Source organism: Streptomyces sp. ICBB 8177, from assembly GCF_003144095.1.
Lineage (GTDB): Bacteria > Actinomycetota > Actinomycetes > Streptomycetales > Streptomycetaceae > Streptantibioticus_D.
Window position 1 is genome coordinate 2537202 of sequence record NZ_NSKH01000018.1, and the last position, 17477, is coordinate 2554678.

The window sequence follows — 17477 nt, forward strand, 5'->3', positions numbered from 1 at the left end:
GTGGTTGGGGCCGGGGCCCTGGCTGTCAGTTGGGAAGGAGGTCGTTTCTGCACCCGCGCTGCGTCCTTGTTGGATGCCCCGCCGCAGGTTGCTCAACCTGCCGCGGACGTCCTCCGGGGCGCGGGAGACCTGGGGGCCGTCCTGCGGGGTCTGCTGTGCGGCTCCGGGGACGAGGTTCGCCCGCGGTACCCGGCGCGGCAGTCCTGATGGGGTGACTCCGCCCGCCTTGGGATCGCGGGCGCGCTCGGCCCGCTCCCAGTTGTCGTCGTTCGCGGAACGCCACTCGTCGGCGTCCTGGGCCCCTCCCTGTTCCTGCGCGCGCTCCTCGTCCGGCACGTCCGGCTCGGGCTGCTGCCGCCACTGGGCGTCGCGGCGCGGCAGTCCGGCGTCGGTCACCGCGGGCGAGCCGCCCACCGCGGCGTCCGGCGCGTCGTAGCCTACGCGTTCCGGGGCCTCCCGGGGCGGTTCCGGATCGACTGCGGCAGGGGCCGGGGGAGCCTCCCAGCCATCCATGGAGTACCCCTGCTCCCAGCCGTGCCGGGGCGCGAAGGCGTCGGTTTCCGGCCGATCGGCCGGATACTCCGCTTGTGGGGCACCTGTGACGGGGTGTTCGCCGGTTGTCTCGTACGCCGTCTGGTGCGGGATGCCGAAGGCGCCGTCGTCCTGGTGCGAGGTTTCCCCCGCCCGCTCCTCGTAGCCGGGGTAGGCGGCCGGGTAGCCGGTGTCGTAGGGCTGCTCGTAGCCCTGCTCGTACGGCTCCCGGTACTCCTCGTCGTAGCCGGGGTACGGCTGCTCGTGCTCACCGCTGGTCCCGTCGGCCGCGGGCGCCTCGTCGCGGAACAGGGCGCTGGTGTCCACCCGGCGCTCGCCTGCGGCGGCCTCCAGGGCGGCCCTGCGCTCCTCGCGCATCAGCGAGCGGCCCACCGGGTCCAGGGAGCCGGCGTCGTCGGGGACCTCGTAGCGCCGGTCGTCGAAGCCGAGTTCGGCCGCGGTCAGCCCGCCACCGCGGACTTCGGGGGCGTCCGGCCCCGCGTGCTCGGGCACGATCCGCGAGACGGTGAAGTCGCGCGTCTCCGGCTCGTCGCCGCCACCGCCGTGGGTGATCGGCTCGGGCAGCATCACCAGGGAGGTGGTGCCCGCCTGCTCACCGGAGGGGCGCAGCTGCACCCGGATGCCGTGCCGGTCGGCGAGGCGGCCGACCACGAACAGGCCCATGCGCTGGGAGACCGAGGCGTCCACGGTCGGCGGGTCGGCCAGCTTGTGGTTGATGTCCGCGAAGTCCTCGGGGGTCAGGCCGATGCCCTTGTCGTGGATCTCCACCATGATCCGGCCGTCCGGCAGCCGGGTCGCGGTGACCTTCACCCGGGTCTGCGGGGAGGAGAACGAGGTCGCGTTCTCCAGCAGCTCGGCCAGCAGGTGCACCAGGTCGGTGACGGCCGCGCCGTGGATGTCGGTCTCCGGCACCCCCGATATCTCGATGCGCTCGTAGTCCTCCACCTCGGAGGCCGCCGCGCGCAGCACGTCCACCAGCGGAACCGGCTGGTTCCAGCGGCGGCCCGGCTCCTCACCGGCGAGGACCAGCAGGTTCTCGCCGTTGCGGCGCATGCGGGTGGCCAGGTGGTCGAGCTGGAAGAGGTTCTCCAGCTGGTCCGGGTCCGCCTCGTTGTTCTCCAGGTCCGTGATCAGGCCCAGCTGGCGCTGGATGAGGCCCTGGTTGCGCAGGCTGAGGTTGGTGAAGATCGCGTTGACGTTGCCGCGCAGCAGCGCCTGCTCGGCCGCGAGCCGCACCGCCTCGCGGTGCACCTGGTCGAACGCGCGGGCGACCTCGCCGATCTCGTCGCCCGAGGTGATCGGGATCGGGGTCACCCGGGTGTCGACCCGTCCCGGGTCGTTCCGGGACAACTGGTCGACCAGCGCCGGAAGCCGCTGCTCGGCGACGTCGAAGGCGGAGGTGCGCAGCTTGCGCATGCTGCGGCTCATCGAGCGGGCCATCAGCGCGGCCACCACGAAGGCCAGCAGCACTCCGAGCAGGACCGCGGCCGAGTCGAGGATCGCGTCGCGCTTGGCGCCGGAGGCGATGCCGGCCGCGTCGGAGGCCGCCTGGTCGGTCAGCGCCGACTCCACCGACCGGTAGGCGTCGAACGCCAGCGTGGTGGAGGCCATGTAGCTGTCCGGCGTGATGCCCTTGGCCTTCAGCGCCTCGGCGGAGGCGCCGGAGGCGATGTCCTGGGTCATCGTGTCGCGCGACGGCGGGGTGACGAACTGCTGCCCGGCCGCCAGCGCCTTGGCCTTGGCGGCGTCCAGCTGCTCCTTGCCCTGGGTGGTCGCCGTGGCCAGCGCGGCCTTGAGGCGGTCCATGTCCTGCGGGGTGCCGCCGTTCTGGTACTCGGCGAGCGCCACGCCCTCCAGGAACGAGTACGACGACAGCGCGGTCTCCTGCTGCCTGAGCACGGACGACGGCACGTGGCCCTGCACCAGGATGTGGGTGCCGATGGAACGGGTCAGCGACTCGGCCGCCATCGCCAGCGACACCGCGTAGAGGGTGCGGCCGTAGGCGGCGACGTTGTTGCTGCCGTAGCCCAGCTCGTTGTCGAACTCCATCAGCGTGTGCTGGATGTTGACGTACGCCTCTTCGGTCTGCGTACCGGTGAGCTTGGCCGTGTAGGCGTTCTTGCGGACCTGGGGGAGCGCGCCCTCGCCCTGCCGGAACAGCGCCAGACGGCGCTTGAGGCTGTCGGTCTGCGGCATCTGCTTGACCGCCGCGTCGAAGGCGGCGGCGGCCTGGTCGGTCGCCGCGCGGACCTGCTTGACGACCGGGGAGTTGGTTTGTCCGGCCAGAAGGGGAACCACGCTCTGGTCCCGCTCGTCAAGAAGAGCGTGACTGTATGTGGCGGCGGCGCGGACGAGGTTGGCGGTGCGGACCGCGTCGTCGGCCTGCCGCCAGCGGTTGATCGAGTTGTCGACGTTGAAGCCGCCGACCACCAGGGCCACCAGGACCGGGATCAGCAGGATCGCGTTCAGCCGGGTGCGCACCCGCCAGTTGTTGGGCGAGAAGCGGCTGCCGGACGGCTCCGGGGGCGCGCTGGTGTCGGCCGGGCTCCCGGTGTCACGGCCGGGCGGGGTGAAGTTCCCCCGGGCCGGTCGCACGGGATCGGGCCGTGTCCGCGTCGTATTTCTCACTCGACCAACAACCTCTCGGCGCCGACACACCGACGTGCCGTGTCTACTCCCTGGTTCACCGAATTCCAGCACGTCACGGCGGTGGGCACCAAACCCCTGGCCGAATTCGCCGATTGACCGAGACGGCCCGCATAAAACGGTCATAAGTGGAATCCGGCGGCAAAACAAGGGCGCGATCTGAGCCGAACGGAACTGATCGTGTGCGAGCGGTGGCCACCCCGCCGCGATTGCCTGCCGAAACGTTATGAAGCAGCGGACCGGCCGTGTCTAACGACACAGCCGGTCCGCTGACAACTCACAAGATCAAGCGCCTACTTGGCACGATCGGACGACTCACTTCAGTCGCGCCAGCAGCGCGTGCTCCACCAGCGAGATCAGCGTGGACTTCGCTTCGCCGCGGTTCCTGGCGTCGGTGGTCATGATCGGGGTCTCGGGTCCGATCTGGAGCGCTTCGCGTACCTCGTCGGGGGTGTAGGGCTGGTGGCCGTCGAAGCCGTTGAGGGCGATGACGAAGGGGAGGCCGGAGTTCTCGAAGTAGTCGACGGCGGGGAAGCAGTCGGCGAGGCGGCGGGTGTCGACGAGGACGACGGCGCCGATGGCGCCGCGTACCAGGTCGTCCCACATGAACCAGAAGCGGTCCTGTCCGGGGGTGCCGAACAGGTAGAGGATCAGGTCCTCGTCCAGCGTGATGCGGCCGAAGTCCATCGCCACCGTGGTGGTCGTCTTGTCGGCGACCTTGCTCAGGTCGTCGATCCCGGCCGACGCCGAGGTCATCACGGCCTCGGTGCGCAGCGGGTTGATCTCGGAGACGGCACCGACGAACGTGGTCTTGCCCACGCCGAAGCCGCCCGCCACCACGATCTTCGCGGAGGTGGTCGAGCGGGCGGGCTCCTGCCCGTAGGCCTGCCCCTGCGGCGCGAAGCCCGTGTACGGGTCGGCTGCCGCCTGCGGCCTAGAGCTTCCGAAGTCCACTGAGCACCCTCTCCAGCAAAGTCACGTCCGGCTGCCCGCCGGCCTCACCGTTGCCCGGCTGGTGGATGGCGACCATGCCCGCTTCGGCGAGGTCGGCCACCAGGATCCGGGCCACGCCCAGCGGAATGGCCAGCAGCGCGGAGATCTCCGCCACCGACTTGATCTCCCGGCACAGGTGGCAGATCCGCTGGTGCTCCGGGAGCAGGGCACCGTAGCTCGACGGATCCGCCGTGGTACTGACCAGGGCCTCGATGGCGAGTTGATATCTGGGTCTGGTGCGACCACCGGTCATGGCGTACGGCCGCACCAGCGGCTGGTCGCCTTCGCCTCCGTACGGCGCGTGGTGGGCGGCACCGTACGGGCCGGGTGAGGCGGATGGCGGAGTCATGGGTCAGGCCCTCCGAGCAGATGCGGATGTAACGGGTCCGGTCGTTGCGTGGGGGGAGGTGCGATGAAACTGGCGTACCGCACGGAGGGCGTCCGTGCGGTACGTGCCCGGCGGGGTCAGCCGCCGAGCAGGGTGCCCTGAAGCTCGGCGCGAAGGTCGGGGGTCAGGACGGTTCCCGCGCGGTCGACGAGGAGGGCCATTTCGTAGCCGACGAGGCCGATGTCGCACTCGGGGTGGGCGAGTACGGCGAGGGAGGAGCCGTCGGAGACGGACATGATGAACATGAAGCCGCGTTCCATCTCCACGACGGTCTGGTTGACGTTGCCGCCCTCGAAGATACGGGAGGCTCCCGCCGTCAGCGAGGTCAACCCCGAGGCGACGGCGGCCAGTTGGTCCGCGCGGTCACGGGGGAAACCGTCCGACATGGCCAGCAGGAGGCCATCGGCGGAGACGACCACCGTATGGGACACACCCGGGGTGTTGTCCACGAAGTTGGTGATCAACCAGTTCAGATTCTGTGCCGCCTGGCTCATCGGACTCAACTAACGCTCCTGCTGGTGAGTGGTGCCGAAACCGCGGCCGTCCGTCTGCTGGGCGCCGGCGCTCCGGCCCTGCTGGATACCGCGGCGGAGGTTGGTCAGCCGGCCGCGCACGTCGTCGGGGGCGCGCGAGACCTGGGGACCGGTGTGCTCGCTCTGCTGGGCCGTGCCGGGGACGAGGTTCGCCCGCGGCACCCGGCGCGGCAGACCTGACGGGGTCACGCCGCCCGCGGCCGGTTCACGGACCTGCTCGGCGCGGCGCCACCGCTCGTCGTTGGGGGAGACGCGCCACTCGCCGGTGTCGCCGGTGTCGCCGGGGCCGCGCTGCGGGGCGGACGCCTGCGGGTCCTGGTCACCGGCCGAACGCGCCGGGCCGCGCGGGGGCTCCGGCCGCTGCGGCGGGCCGGACTGCGCCGGTCCGGGCCGCGTCGACCCCGTATGGGGCGTCCCGGGCTGCGGCGGAGCGGACTGCTGCGGGGAGCGCTGCGGCAGCGGGGGCTGCGCGGCGGGCTGCCGCTGCTCACGGCGGGCCGGGGCCTGCGGGCCGCCGAAGGCCTGCGCGTCGTTGCCGGCCGGGCCGTCCGCGTAGCCGGTCGGCGCGGTGCGCTCGGCCTGCTGACGGAACCAGTCCGACTCCAGCGACTCGAAGATCGGCGAGCGGCCGTCACCCGGGGAGGTGGCGGGCGGCAGCGCCATCGGCTCGGCGGCGGGCGGCAGTTGGGGCTCGGGCCGCCGGCCCGCTGGGCGCCCCGGAGCCTGCTGCGGCTGCGGCACCTGCGGCGGTCGGGGGCCCTGCGGGGGCTGCTGCTGCGGCTGCCGGTCCCGAGGCGGGCGGCCCTGCGCCGTCTCGCCCGCGCCGATCGCCGGGAACTGCGCGGTCGAGGCCGCGTCCTGGTCGCCGAGCGAGCCGATCGCCGGGAACTGGGCCGTGGACGAGGCGTCGTCGTAGGCCGGGGCGGGACGGCGCTCCTCGCGCGGGCGCCGCGGCGGCAGGCCCTGCTGCGGGCCGCCGGTACGCGGGCCCCGGGGACCCTGCGGGTTCTGGTTGCCCGGCGCCTGCGGGTTGTTGCGGGCCGGGGGCTGCTGGGGCCCGCGGCGCGGCGGCGTCTGGCGGCCGCGGGGGCCGAAGACGTCGGAGCCGGAGCCCGCGTGCTGCGGCGCGCGGAACTCACCGGTCGGCGCGTCCCCGACGAAGCCCGCCGAGGCCGGGCCGGCGCCCTGCGGCGCGTTCGGGGTCTGCGGGGCGTTCGGGCCTTGGGGGAGCGGGAACTCGCCGGTGGAGCCGGGGCCGAAGACGCCGCCGCCGAAGCCGTCGAATCCGCCGTCCTGGCGCGGCGCGTCCTGCCGCGGCTGCTGGGGCTGCCGGGGCGCGTGGAACTCCGCGGTCGTCGCGTTGTCGCGTCCGGTGCCGTGGTAGTCGGGGCGCTCGTAGCCCTCGGGGGCGTCCATGCCGAGGACGTCGTCGTGGCCGCGCGGGACGTCCGCGCCCGCCCGGTCGTCCGCCTGTGCCCAGCTCGGCGCGGGACGCTCGCTCGCCGCCGGCTGCGGCGCGCGCGGCGCGGTGTTCGGGCCCTGCCGGGTGGGCAGGCCCGCACCGCGCTGCTGCTGCGGACCGGGGACCGGGGCGCCGAAGGCGTTGGTGCCGCCGCCCGCGGCGGGAGCACCCGGGGCGCCCGGCCCGTTGCCCGGGCCGGAGTCGTGGTTGCCGGTGAGCGCCGGACGCTGGGCGCCGCCGGGCACCTGGCCGCGCTGCGCGGCGCGGCCGATGGGCTGGCCCACCCCGCTGCCGGAACCGCCGGCGGCCGGGGCGCGCTTGGCCTGCGCCTGTCCCTGACCCTGCTGGCCGGGCGCGGACTTGGCGCCGCCCTGCGTGAGGTCGACCGGCAGCATGACCAGCGCGGTGGTGCCGCCGGAGTCCGACGGGCGCAGCTGGATGCGGATGCCGTGCCGCAGGGACAGGCGGCCGACCACGAACAGGCCCATGCGGCGGGAGACGGAGACGTCCACCGTCGGCGGGTTGGCCAGCCGCTCGTTGATGTCGGACAGGTCCTCCGGCGACAGGCCGATGCCGGTGTCGTGGATCTCGACCAGCACGCGGCCGTCGGGCAGCGCGTGACCGGTGACCCGCACCTTCGTCTGCGGCGAGGAGAACGAGGTGGCGTTCTCCAGCAGCTCGGCGAGCAGGTGGACGAGGTCGTTGACGACGCGTCCTGCGACCTCGGTCGGCGGGACCGCGGTCAGCTCGATGCGTTCGTACTGCTCCACCTCGGAGGCCGCGGCGCGCAGCACGTCGACCAGCGGGACCGGGCGGGTCCAGCGGCGGCCCGGTTCCTCGCCCGCGAGGACGAGCAGGTTCTCACCGTTGCGGCGCATGCGGGTCGCGAGGTGGTCGAGCTTGAAGAGGTTGGACAGCTGGTCGGGGTCGGCCTCGCGGGACTCCAGCTCGGAGATGAGCGACAGCTGACGCTGGATCAGGCCCTGGCTGCGGCGCGAGAGGTTGGTGAACATCGCGTTGACGTTCCCTCGCAGCAGCGCCTGCTCGGCGGCGAGGCGGACCGCCTCGCGGTGCACGTCGTCGAACGCGCGGGCCACCCGGCCGATCTCGTCGCGGGTGTTGATGCCGATTTCCTCGACCGAGGTGTCGACGTCCTGCGGGTCGGACTCCGACAGCTGCTTGACCAGGTCCGGCAGGCGCTTCTGCGAGACCTCCTGCGCGGTGTCCTGAAGACGCCGCAGCGAGCGGATCATCGAGCGGGCCACCACGAACGCGCCGACCAGCGACACACCGAGGACCAGCAGGATCAGCGCACCGGACAGCAGGGCCTCCTGCTGCGCCGAGGTGCGCAGGGTCAGCGCCTGCTGCGACATCTGGTCGAGGAGTTCGGCCTCGATGCGGGACATCTCCTGCATCTTGGTGTCGTCCTCGTCGTACCAGTCGAGGTAGGACTTGGGCTGCTGGGTGATGCCGTCCGGGGTCTGCAGGACGCGTTCACGGTACTGGTCGGCCTGGGTGATGACGGTGTTGCCGCCGTCGAGGGCCTTCATCAGGTCCGCCGAGCCGTTGCCGTACGTCTCGATGAACCGCTTGATCTCCGAGTCCTCGCTGTCCGAGGCGCTCTGCGCGTAGAGCCGGTCGGAGGTGGACAGCTGGGGTCCCGAGGGGTTGGCGAGCGCGGCGCTGATCACCGCGCGCTGTATGGACTCGTACTCCTTGGCGGAGGTGAAGGCCGCGAGCGCGCGGGTGCTGCGGATCATGTCCGAGTTGCTGGTCGCCTGCGCCATGTCCTGGGAGAGCGACAGCAGCGAGGTGATCAGCTGGTCGTAGCCGGAGACCGTCTGCGAGATGTACTGCGTGTGGTTGTACGCGTTGTCACGGATCTGCTTGAGGGTCTGCAGCTGACGCGTGATGTCGATGACGGTGCTGCGGACGCCGACCAGCGACGGGTCGTTGCTGTTGATGTTGTCGGTGGCCTTCTGGAAGGCCGTGACCTCTCGGTCGGTCTCCTCGCGGGAGGCGACCACCGAGTCGTCCGTGACGTGGCCGGAGGTGATCGGGCCCGCGGAGGCGTCGCGTTCGTCCTGGAGGGCGTCGGCGAGCTTGGTCGCGCTGCCGGTCATCTCGGTCAGCAGCTTCATGTGGTCCAGCTGGCTGACGTTCTCCAGCGAGCTCTGGATACGCAGCGCGCCCAGCGTGGTGGCCGCGACGACGGGCAGCGCCAGCAGCGAGACCAGACGGGTGCGGATGCTCCAGTTGCGCATCGCCAGCCGGGACGAGGCGTGCTTGCCCTGTTCCTTGCCGGTGACGGGTGGTTCGACGTCGCCGATGGCTGCGCCCTTGGCGGACGGGTCCTTGAGGCTCTTGGCACCCTTGCCGGACTTGCCGCCCTTGGCGTCGGCCGGGCCGGACGGCTTGGCGGCGCGTGGCGCGGCGGGACCGCCGTCCGCGGGCGCACCGGCCCTGGCGGCCTGCTGACCGGCCGGGGCGGAGTGCCCCGCGTCGTCGGCGGGGTTCCGCGGCTCGGGGCCACGGTCGGCTCCGCCGCGCGGCTCCGGGTCTCCCGCGGCGCCGCCATCCCTCTTGAAACGTCCCTGCACTAGCGTCGCAACCTCTGGACCAGGCGTCCCCCGCGCGGGCGGCGGACGGTGTCGAGTCTGTGGGGGCTCGCGCGGTCCCCCGGGGGGTAACGGTCGACCGGCGGATGCCCGAGCACCGCCGCTCGACGCGTCTGCGCGCCCCCTGCGTGCCGGTCTTCAGTCGCGGCGGTCCGTGGAATTCCAGCACAGGCGCGGAAGTCCAACAAGGTCCGTAGACCAGCCTGTGACAAGGGTTACGCAGTGCTGTTGCCGAATCACCGCATGTCGAGGAGGAGGGCGCCGATATCGGACTTATCCAGGCGAGCCCGGTGCGGGCTCCGGCTGTCCCGGTCGCGGCGTTCGGCGGCGAAACGCGGCAGTGGGTCCCCAATGTCCCATTCTCGTACGGAGGTTGGCAGGGGGAATTTGTCGCGAATCTGGGGGTGTTCGTGAGCAATATCACAGGGTGATCGTTGTCTGCGTCACGGAAACCGCCCGATGCCGCCGCCTAGCCTGATCCTTTGCAGAAGCCGAGTCGGCGACTGCGGAAGCCAAAGCTGACAACACCACACGAGGCCGGCACACGATGAAGACGACCCTGCTGACGCGTCCCATAGCCAACCCCCGCCGGACCACCCTCGCGCACCTGAAGGACGCCGACGAGCGTCCGCAGGCCGCGGCGGCCGTGGCGGACGGCGAGCGCACCGAGCGCCCGGTGGAACTGCCCAAGCAGACCGCCAACCCGCGCCGCACCGTCCTGGACAAGCTGCCCGCCGCCTGAGGCACCCCGGGCCCGGCCCCCCGACCGAGACGTCCGGGGCCGGGCCCACCTGCGCGATAGCCTGGAGCGTCAGTCTCCAGCCACCGCAGTGAGGGGCAGCAGCTTCCCGTGCGCATCGCCAGGTTCTCCATCGACGGCAATGTCGCCTTCGGCGTGGTCGAGGGCGAAGGGACCGGTCCCGACGGTCTCGTCCTCGACATCATCAAGGGCATCCCGTTCGCCGAGTTCGAACGCTCCGGCACCAAGGTCCCGCTGGACAAGGTGCGGCTGCTGCCGCCGGTGCTGCCCAGCAAGGTCGTGGCGATCGGCCGCAACTACGCGGAGCACGCCGCCGAACTCGGCCACGAGGTCCCCGACGCGCCGTTCGCCTTCTTCAAGCCCTCGACCTCGGTCGTCGGCCCCGGCGACGCGATCCCGTACCCCTCGTTCACCCGGGAGCTGCACCACGAGGCGGAACTCGCGGTGGTCATCGGCCGGATGTGCCGCGAGGTGCCGCGCGAGCGGGCCCACGAGGTGATCCTCGGCTACACCTGCGCCAACGACCTCACCGCGCGCGACGTCCAGCGCGCCGAGAAGCAGTGGGCCCGCGCCAAGGGGTTCGACGGCGCCTGCCCCCTCGGCCCCTGGGTGGAGACCGGCATCGACCTCGCGGCCGCCGGCGACCTGGCGATCACCTGCGAGGTCAACGGCGAGCTGCGGCAGGCAGGCCGGACCGGCCAGATGATCCACGGCATCGCCGACCTGATCGTCAACGTCACCGAGGCCATGACCCTGCTGCCCGGCGACGTCATCCTCACCGGCACCCCGGCCGGGGTCGGCCCGCTCGACCCCGGCGACGAGGTCGCCGTCTCCATCGAAGGCATCGGCACTCTCACCAACAAGGTGATCAAGCGTGGCTAGCGCACCAACCGCGTCCGACGTACGCGTCCGTTTCTGTCCCTCCCCGACCGGCAACCCGCACGTGGGCCTGGTCCGCACCGCCCTGTTCAACTGGGCGTTCGCCCGGCACCACAAGGGCACCCTGGTCTTCCGCATCGAGGACACCGACGCCGCCCGCGACTCGGAGGAGTCGTACCAGCAGCTGCTGGACTCGCTGCGCTGGCTGGGTCTGGACTGGGACGAGGGCCCGGAGATCGGGGGACCGCACGCCCCGTACCGGCAGTCCCAGCGGATGGACCTCTACAAGGACGTGGCCCGCAGGCTCCAGGAAGCCGGCCACGCCTACGAGTGCTTCTGCACGACCGCCGAACTCGACGAGCGCCGCGAGGCCGCCCGCGCGGCCGGCCGCCCCTCCGGCTACGACGGCCACTGCCGCGAGCTGAGCGCGGAGCAGATCGAGGCGTACCGCCGCGAGGGCCGCGAGCCCATCGTGCGCTTCCGGATGCCCGACCACCCGATCACGTTCACCGACCTGGTGCGCGGCGAGCTGACCTTCACCCCGGAGAACGTGCCGGACTACGGCATCGTGCGGGCCAACGGCGCGCCGCTCTACACCCTGGTCAACCCGGTGGACGACGCGCTGATGGAGATCACCCACGTCCTGCGCGGCGAGGACCTGCTCTCCTCGACGCCGAGGCAGATCGCGCTGTACGCGGCCCTGGCGCAGATCGGCGTCGGCAACGGCACGACCCCCCACTTCGGGCATCTCCCCTACGTCATGGGTGAGGGCAACAAGAAGCTGTCCAAGCGCGACCCGCAGGCCTCGCTCAACCTCTACCGCGAGCGCGGCTTCCTTCCGCAGGGCCTGCTCAACTACCTGTCCCTGCTGGGCTGGTCGCTCGCCGCCGACCGCGACATCTTCACCCTCGACGAGATGGTCGCGGCCTTCGACATCGACGACGTCAACCCCAACCCGGCGCGCTTCGACCTGAAGAAGTGCGAGCACATCAACGCCGAGCACCTGCGTCTGCTGGACGTCTCCGCGTTCATCGAGGCGTGCGAGCCGTGGCTGCGCGCCCCGTTCGCGCCGTGGCGCCCCGAGGCGTTCGACCGGGCGAAGTTCGAGGCGATCGCCCCGCACGCGCAGACCCGGCTGACGGTGCTGTCCGACATCACCGCCAACGTCGACTTCCTCTTCCTCGACGAGCCGGTGGACGACGAGGCGTCCTGGGCGAAGGCGATGAAGGAGGGCTCCGACGCGCTGCTGCGCACGGCCCGCGCCAAGCTCGCCGACGCGGAGTGGAACGCGGAGGCGCTGAAGTCGGCGGTCCTGGCGGCGGGTGAGGAGCACGGCCTGAAGCTCGGCAAGGCCCAGGCCCCGGTCCGGGTCGCCGTCACCGGCCGCACGGTCGGCCTCCCCCTCTTCGAGTCCCTGGAGGTCCTCGGCCGCGACCGCACGCTGGCACGTATCGACGCGGCGTTGTCCAAGCTGACGGCCTGACGCGACGCGTAGGCAGAAGGCGGCGGGCGGAGCCCTCGGGCCCCGCCCGCCGCCTCACGCGTCAGGGATAGCGCACCAGGCTGTGGGGGAGGAGGCCTTGGCCATGGCCGTTGCGGATGACCGACCGCAGATGCTGGTCGAGGAGTTCGAGCAGGTCGCCGCAGCGATTGACGACCTGGGCGTCCGGCTGGAGTTGCTCCGTGGGCAGCGGACGGTGTGCGTTACGAGTCGGCGAAGACGGTGCCGTTCGGCAAGCGGATCGAACTGCCGGAGCCGGTCGGTATCACCCTGGAGACGGAACCGCTGTCGCAGTGGACGCGCTGAGGGTTTCGTGTCCCGTATCGGCTCTGACGGCCGACGGCCGTCGGCCGGGCACAGCTCTCCGGACTCCTTTGTCACCCCCTTGTCCCCGGCAAGGGTTTCGTCAACCGAACTTGTTGCCGCAGACAAGGGTGAGACAAGCGATTCCGGAGGGGCGCGGTCGGCGGTGGCCGACTCGTAGCTAGCTCAGATGCCGGGTCAAGAAACGGGCCCCGTCGTCCACCTCGAACCACGGGGTGCCGGTGTGGCCGCCCAGATTGGCGTGCAGCGTCTTCTCCCTGCTGCCGAAGGCGTCGAACAGGTCCAGGGCCCGCCCCCGGTCGTTCCCCTCGTCGTCCCACTGCATCAGGAACAGCAGCGGGACACCGACCTGCCGGGCTTCCTCGCGCAGGGCGCCGGGCACGAAGCCTCCGGCGAAGAAGGCGGCGGCCGTCACGCGCGGTTCGACCGCCGCCAGCCGGATGCCGATGGCGGTCATGCCCGAGTACCCGACCGAGCCGCCGATCCCGGGCAGCGCGAGGAGGGCGTCCAGAGTGAGCCGCCATTCCGGGACGGCCTTCTCGACCAACGGGAGGACGAAGCCGTCCACGATGTCGTCAACCGGCTCGCCGGCCCGCATCGCCCGGCGGAGATCGGCACGGGATTGCTCGTCGGCGGCGGAACGCGGCCGGTCGCCGTGCCCGGGAGCGTCGATCGCGGCCACCGCGAAGCCGTACGCCGCCGCGTAGTGCCGGGCCCGGGCCACCAGGCGGGCTTCCTGCTTGTGCAGGCCGCCGTTGTGACCCATGAGGATCAACGGGGCCGAAGCGGATCCGGGCGTCCACAGGACGCCGGGGATCTCGCCGAGGGTGAACTCGCGTTCCAGAACGCCCTCGTCCAGGGGCTGTTCTGAGATGAATCGCATGGTCGTGTGTGTCCTTCGGGAGTGCTCCGAACGGCGCTCCCGGACGACCTATCGCCCGACCGTGGCCCCAGAGGGGAGCACCCATGTCGATACTGCGTTCACGGGTACCACCTCCTCGTTCTTGCGCACGGCCTCCGGCAAGGTAGCAGCGGCACGGCGCTCGGCCAACGGGTTTTCCGCCGGCCCACGTGTCGCGGTCGAGGCGAAGGGGTTGCGGGCTGCCTCGGCCCGTTCGCCGCCGCCCCGCGCGGGAATCGCGTTCTTGCGGTCGGTCAACACCCCGCCCGCTCCCAGCAGTTCGTCCGCCCGGTCGATCGTCTGCGGGCGGGCGATGCGTCTGTCCTGCTCGATGGACGCGATCTGCGCCTCGCCGTAGCCCGGTTGCTCACCCAGTTCCGCCTGCGTCAGTCCTGCCCGCTCGCGGAAGATCTTGAACCGGCGGCCGAACGACCGCACCAACTCGTCGGCGGGATCCTCGTTCCGCCCGCCCTGTCCAGGGGTCTGGGGCATCGGTCGCCTCCTCGAACGCCACCCCGACGAGCCCGTACCCCGACCCCCGCGGAAACGCTCTGTACCGGGGTCGTCACTGGTCACCGTAGCGACGGCTGGCCACTCTCGACACCATGTGCAGCGAATCCCTCCATCGTGATCCCGTCCAGGCCGTCCCGACCAGCCCACCTGGGCACGGGAGTTCGCGATGTCGTTCACCGCGACCGACCGGGGTCCGCGGCTCGCCCGGCGGCTGGTCACCCGGCGTCTGGAGGCCTGGGGGTGTCCCCGCGGCACGGAGGCGTCCGACTCCGTGACGCTGATCGCCGCGGAACTGACCGCCAACGCCGTCCGCCACGGGCACGTGCGGAGGCGGGAGTTCCGTCTTGTCCTCGGGCTGTGCGGGCCCGGTCCGGTCATCCTGCGCGTGGAGGTATCCGACGCCCGGGGCGATCGCCTGCCGCCGGAGCACGCGTCCGCCGCCGCGCCGGACGCCGAGTCCGGTCGCGGCCTCTGGCCGGTCGCGTCGCTCGCCGCGCGCCGGGCCGTCCTCCCGCGCGCCGACGCTCCCGGCAAGACGGTCTGGGCCGAGGTGGACGCATGACGACTCGGGAGTCCCGCCACTTCCCAGTGACTAACCCCGCCACCTCCTAGTGACCAGTAGGTGGCTTCCTGACCCGAACTCGGCTTCGCGCCCGACCGGATCGCGCGCGGCGGCGACCACCCTCGGCGCCGGCCGCGCTCCCGCGCGCCCCCCTTCGCGTGACGGCCACGTCACCGGCCGTGCCGGACCTGGGGGCGGGGGATTCGGTTTTGGTGCCACGGCCCGCATCCGGTAATGTTCTTTCTGCGCCGCCCGGGCGGGCCGAAAGGGCCGGGACCGGGAGGCGCAAGCCGAGCGAAAGCCCCTCAGGGGGTTGAGTTCCGGTGGGCTATGGTGTAATTGGCAGCACGACTGATTCTGGTTCAGTTAGTCTAGGTTCGAGTCCTGGTAGCCCAGCAGGTCGAAAGATATCGATCAAGCCCCCGTTGTGTAGCGGCCTAGCACGCTGCCCTCTCAAGGCAGTAGCGCCGGTTCGAATCCGGTCGGGGGTACTGATCCTGACACCGTCACCATCCGGGTCGCTCCTGGAGGCGATGGGTCACGGATCGCCAAGGGCCCCCGTTGTGTAGCGGCCTAGCACGCTGCCCTCTCAAGGCAGTAGCGCCGGTTCGAATCCGGTCGGGGGTACTTGATCGCGTAAGCCCTTCGCCTCGGCGAGGGGCTTCTTCGCGTTCCAGGGGGCGGGTCCAGGTTCCGCCGCCGTGACCCGTCTCACAGGCCGTACCGCCGCGCGGACTCCTCCTCCTGTGCCAGCCGCCGCAGGCTCAGCAGTACGGGTTCGTAGAGCACCGCCGCCGCCACGGCCGCCTCGACCTTCTCCACCGGGGTCGGGTACTCGTCCAGCATGTCCAGGTCCAGCGCCGCGGTGCGGGCCATCTGCTCCGCGTACGGTGCCAGGTGCGCGGCGTCGCAGGGGTACCCGAGCCGGGTCAGCGTGGCCAGCGCGGCGACCAGCGTGCGGTAGGCGGGGGACAGGTCGCCGATCTCGCGTGACGTCGACCACCCCAGCTCCGCCAGCAGCCGGTCCACCTCGCGTGCGGCGGCCACCGCGTCCGGATCGTCCGGCTCGGGCCGCACGCCCTGCGGCAGCGCCCACAGCGCGGCGCCCAGCCGGATCGTCTGCCCGAGGCTGTCGTCGTCCACGGCCGCCAGCACCTCCCGTGCCGCGGCCACCGGCACCCTGCCGACCTGGATCAGAGCCCGCACCAGCCGCAGCCGCCGCAGGTGCGCCTCGCCGTACTCGGCCTGCGTGGCGCTGACCCGCTCGCCGGGCGGCAGCAGGCCCTCCCGCAGGTAGTACTTGATCGTCGCGGTGGGCACCCCACTGCGCTCGCTCAGTTCCGCCAGCCGCACGCTCTCGCGCCCTTCCTCAGGGTCTCCGGGCCTTGTGCCCTCACTTGGGGAGTGCCACTATCCAATCACTGGGCAGCGGGCGCCGCCCCATGGCGTCCGCGCGTCGAACGGGGGCCACCCATGCCGCGAACGCCGATACCCGGCCGCACCACCGCCGCCGCCGAGGGCGACCTCGTCGTCTTCCTGATCGGCATGCGGATCAACCACTTGTGGGCCCCGCACCACTGGCTGCGGGTCCTCGTCGCCATGCCGCGCATGCTGCGGGAGCTGCGGCGCAGGCCGGACAGCGGACTGCTGGGATACCAGCTGCTCACCGGTTCGCCGCGCACGTACTACGTCGTGCAGTACTGGCGGACCAAGGAGCAGCTGCTGCGCTACGCCTCCGACCTCACCGGCCTGCACCGCCCGGCGTGGACCATGGTCAACCGCTACGAGCGCAAGAAGGCACTGCACGTGGGCATCTGGCACGAGACCTACGTGGTGCCCGCCGGCAACTACGAGTCGATCTACGGCGACATGCCTGCGTACGGCCTCGGCGCGGCCACCGGGGTCCGTCCGCTGCGGGAGGGCGTCAGCGCCCGGGCCCGCCTGGAAGGGCACCGCTGAACGCGGCGGCGGCGCCGGGCTGAAGGCCGCGCTCAGCCTCCGTTGCGCCGCAGGGCCTCCGTCAGCCGCGTCGCCGCGTCTATCACCGCCTGCGCGTGCATCCGGCCAGGGTGCCGGGTCAGGCGCTCGATCGGGCCGGAGACCGAGACCGCGGCGACCACGCGGTTGGAGGGCCCGCGCACCGGCGCGGAGACCGAGGCCACGCCCGGCTCGCGCTCGCCGATGGACTGCGCCCAGCCGCGCCGCCGCACGCCGGACAGCGCGGTCGCGGTGAAGCGCGCGCCCTGAAGCCCCCGGTGCAGCCGCTCCGGCTCCTCCCAGGCCATCAGCACCTGCGCCGCCGAGCCCGCCTTCATCGGCAGCGTGGAGCCGACCGGCACGGTGTCCCGCAGTCCGGACAGCCGTTCCGCCGCGGCCACGCAGATGCGCATGTCGCCCTGGCGGCGATACAGCTGCGCGCTCTCGCCGGTCACGTCGCGTAGGTGGGTGAGCACGGGGCCCGCGGTCGCGAGCAGCCGGTCCTCGCCCGCGGCGGCCGACAGTTCCGCCAGCCGCGGCCCGAGGATGAATCGGCCCTGCATGTCGCGGGCCACCATGCGGTGGTGTTCGAGTGCGACGGCGAGCCGGTGGGCGGTCGGGCGGGCGAGACCGGTGGAGGCGACCAGCCCGGCCAGGGTGGCCGGACCGGCCTCCAGTGCGCTCAGCACCGCGGCCGCCTTGTCGAGAACGCCGACGCCGCTAGAGTTGTCCATGCAACGATACTTACGTCTCACAGTGTGAAACGCAAGTTCAATTTTCTCCAGAAGCCGTCACGCTGGAGGACAACGCCGGATCGGCGTCCGCGAGTGGCCGCACACCACGGGGACCGGACGCCGCCGTACTCGGA

The 17477-nt window shown here is 71.9% G+C and carries 14 protein-coding genes and 3 tRNA genes; 8 read left to right on the forward strand and 9 right to left on the reverse strand.

From position 1 onward, the window contains the following. The 5 genes from CK485_RS19885 to CK485_RS19905 form a co-directional block, all read right to left on the reverse strand. Positions 1 to 3147 (reverse strand): nitrate- and nitrite sensing domain-containing protein (locus tag CK485_RS19885; protein ID WP_241968414.1); only part of this gene is annotated, 3147 nt, incomplete at its 3' end. Positions 3148 to 3513: 366 nt separating this feature from the next. Next, entirely contained in the window at positions 3514 to 4041 is a 528-nt protein-coding gene (locus CK485_RS19890; RefSeq protein WP_109453299.1) for an ATP/GTP-binding protein, read from the reverse strand. Between the two features lie 91 nt (positions 4042 to 4132). Beyond that, positions 4133 to 4540: a DUF742 domain-containing protein gene (locus tag CK485_RS19895; RefSeq protein WP_109452423.1), complete on the reverse strand. Its 408-nt coding sequence runs from the start codon at positions 4538 to 4540 to the stop codon at positions 4133 to 4135. Positions 4541 to 4656: 116 nt separating this feature from the next. Next, positions 4657 to 5073 (reverse strand): roadblock/LC7 domain-containing protein, encoded by a 417-nt coding sequence (locus CK485_RS19900; RefSeq protein ID WP_199239448.1) that lies wholly within the window; start codon positions 5071 to 5073, stop codon positions 4657 to 4659. 9 nt (positions 5074 to 5082) lie between these two features. Then, complete coding sequence (locus CK485_RS19905) at positions 5083 to 9174, reverse strand: nitrate- and nitrite sensing domain-containing protein (RefSeq protein ID WP_109452427.1); 4092 nt, start codon at positions 9172 to 9174, stop codon at positions 5083 to 5085. A gap of 565 nt (positions 9175 to 9739) precedes the next feature. Between CK485_RS19905 and CK485_RS19910 the strand changes: the two genes are divergently transcribed. The 3 genes from CK485_RS19910 to gltX all read left to right on the forward strand — a co-directional run bounded on the left by CK485_RS19910 (position 9740) and on the right by gltX (position 12314). Then, on the forward strand, positions 9740 to 9934 hold the full coding sequence (locus tag CK485_RS19910) for a hypothetical protein (RefSeq protein WP_109452429.1): 195 nt from the start codon (positions 9740 to 9742) through the stop codon (positions 9932 to 9934). Positions 9935 to 10042: 108 nt separating this feature from the next. After that, positions 10043 to 10834, forward strand: coding sequence for a fumarylacetoacetate hydrolase family protein (locus tag CK485_RS19915; protein ID WP_109452431.1), 792 nt, complete (start codon positions 10043 to 10045; stop codon positions 10832 to 10834). After that, positions 10827 to 12314, forward strand: a complete 1488-nt coding sequence (gene gltX / locus CK485_RS19920) for a glutamate--tRNA ligase (RefSeq protein WP_109452433.1) — start codon at positions 10827 to 10829, stop codon at positions 12312 to 12314. Before CK485_RS19915 ends, gltX begins: the two co-directional genes overlap by 8 nt. A 502-nt stretch (positions 12315 to 12816) precedes the next feature. Here gltX and CK485_RS19925 read toward each other — a convergent pair. Then, on the reverse strand, positions 12817 to 13539 hold the full coding sequence (locus CK485_RS19925; RefSeq protein ID WP_109452435.1) for an alpha/beta hydrolase: 723 nt from the start codon (positions 13537 to 13539) through the stop codon (positions 12817 to 12819). Positions 13540 to 13587: 48 nt separating this feature from the next. After that, positions 13588 to 14049 (reverse strand): helix-turn-helix transcriptional regulator, encoded by a 462-nt coding sequence (locus CK485_RS19930; protein WP_109452437.1) that lies wholly within the window; start codon positions 14047 to 14049, stop codon positions 13588 to 13590. Between the two features lie 187 nt (positions 14050 to 14236). Between CK485_RS19930 and CK485_RS19935 the strand changes: the two genes are divergently transcribed. The 4 genes from CK485_RS19935 to CK485_RS19950 all read left to right on the forward strand — a co-directional run bounded on the left by CK485_RS19935 (position 14237) and on the right by CK485_RS19950 (position 15259). Next, the gene (locus tag CK485_RS19935) at positions 14237 to 14632 is read left to right on the forward strand and encodes an ATP-binding protein (RefSeq protein WP_109452439.1); all 396 of its coding nucleotides are present in this window, start codon (positions 14237 to 14239) and stop codon (positions 14630 to 14632) included. A gap of 324 nt (positions 14633 to 14956) precedes the next feature. Continuing rightward, a tRNA-Gln gene (locus CK485_RS19940) sits at positions 14957 to 15028 on the forward strand. Positions 15029 to 15050: 22 nt separating this feature from the next. Then, a tRNA-Glu gene (locus CK485_RS19945) sits at positions 15051 to 15123 on the forward strand. Positions 15124 to 15186: 63 nt separating this feature from the next. Continuing rightward, positions 15187 to 15259 (forward strand) — tRNA-Glu (locus CK485_RS19950). An 84-nt stretch (positions 15260 to 15343) separates the two neighbouring features. Here the strand turns inward: CK485_RS19950 and CK485_RS19955 are convergent. After that, positions 15344 to 15985 carry a MerR family transcriptional regulator gene (locus CK485_RS19955; RefSeq protein ID WP_109452441.1) on the reverse strand — a complete coding sequence of 214 codons (642 nt, stop codon included), beginning with the start codon at positions 15983 to 15985 and terminating at the stop codon, positions 15344 to 15346. A gap of 120 nt (positions 15986 to 16105) precedes the next feature. On the opposite strand from CK485_RS19955, the gene CK485_RS19960 reads away from it, so the two are divergent. Next, positions 16106 to 16591 (forward strand): DUF4188 domain-containing protein, encoded by a 486-nt coding sequence (locus CK485_RS19960; RefSeq protein ID WP_109452443.1) that lies wholly within the window; start codon positions 16106 to 16108, stop codon positions 16589 to 16591. Between the two features lie 32 nt (positions 16592 to 16623). Here CK485_RS19960 and ndgR read toward each other — a convergent pair whose 3' ends face one another. After that, positions 16624 to 17343, reverse strand: coding sequence for an IclR family transcriptional regulator NdgR (gene ndgR, locus CK485_RS19965; protein WP_109452445.1), 720 nt, complete (start codon positions 17341 to 17343; stop codon positions 16624 to 16626). Positions 17344 to 17477: the final 134 nt, after the last annotated feature.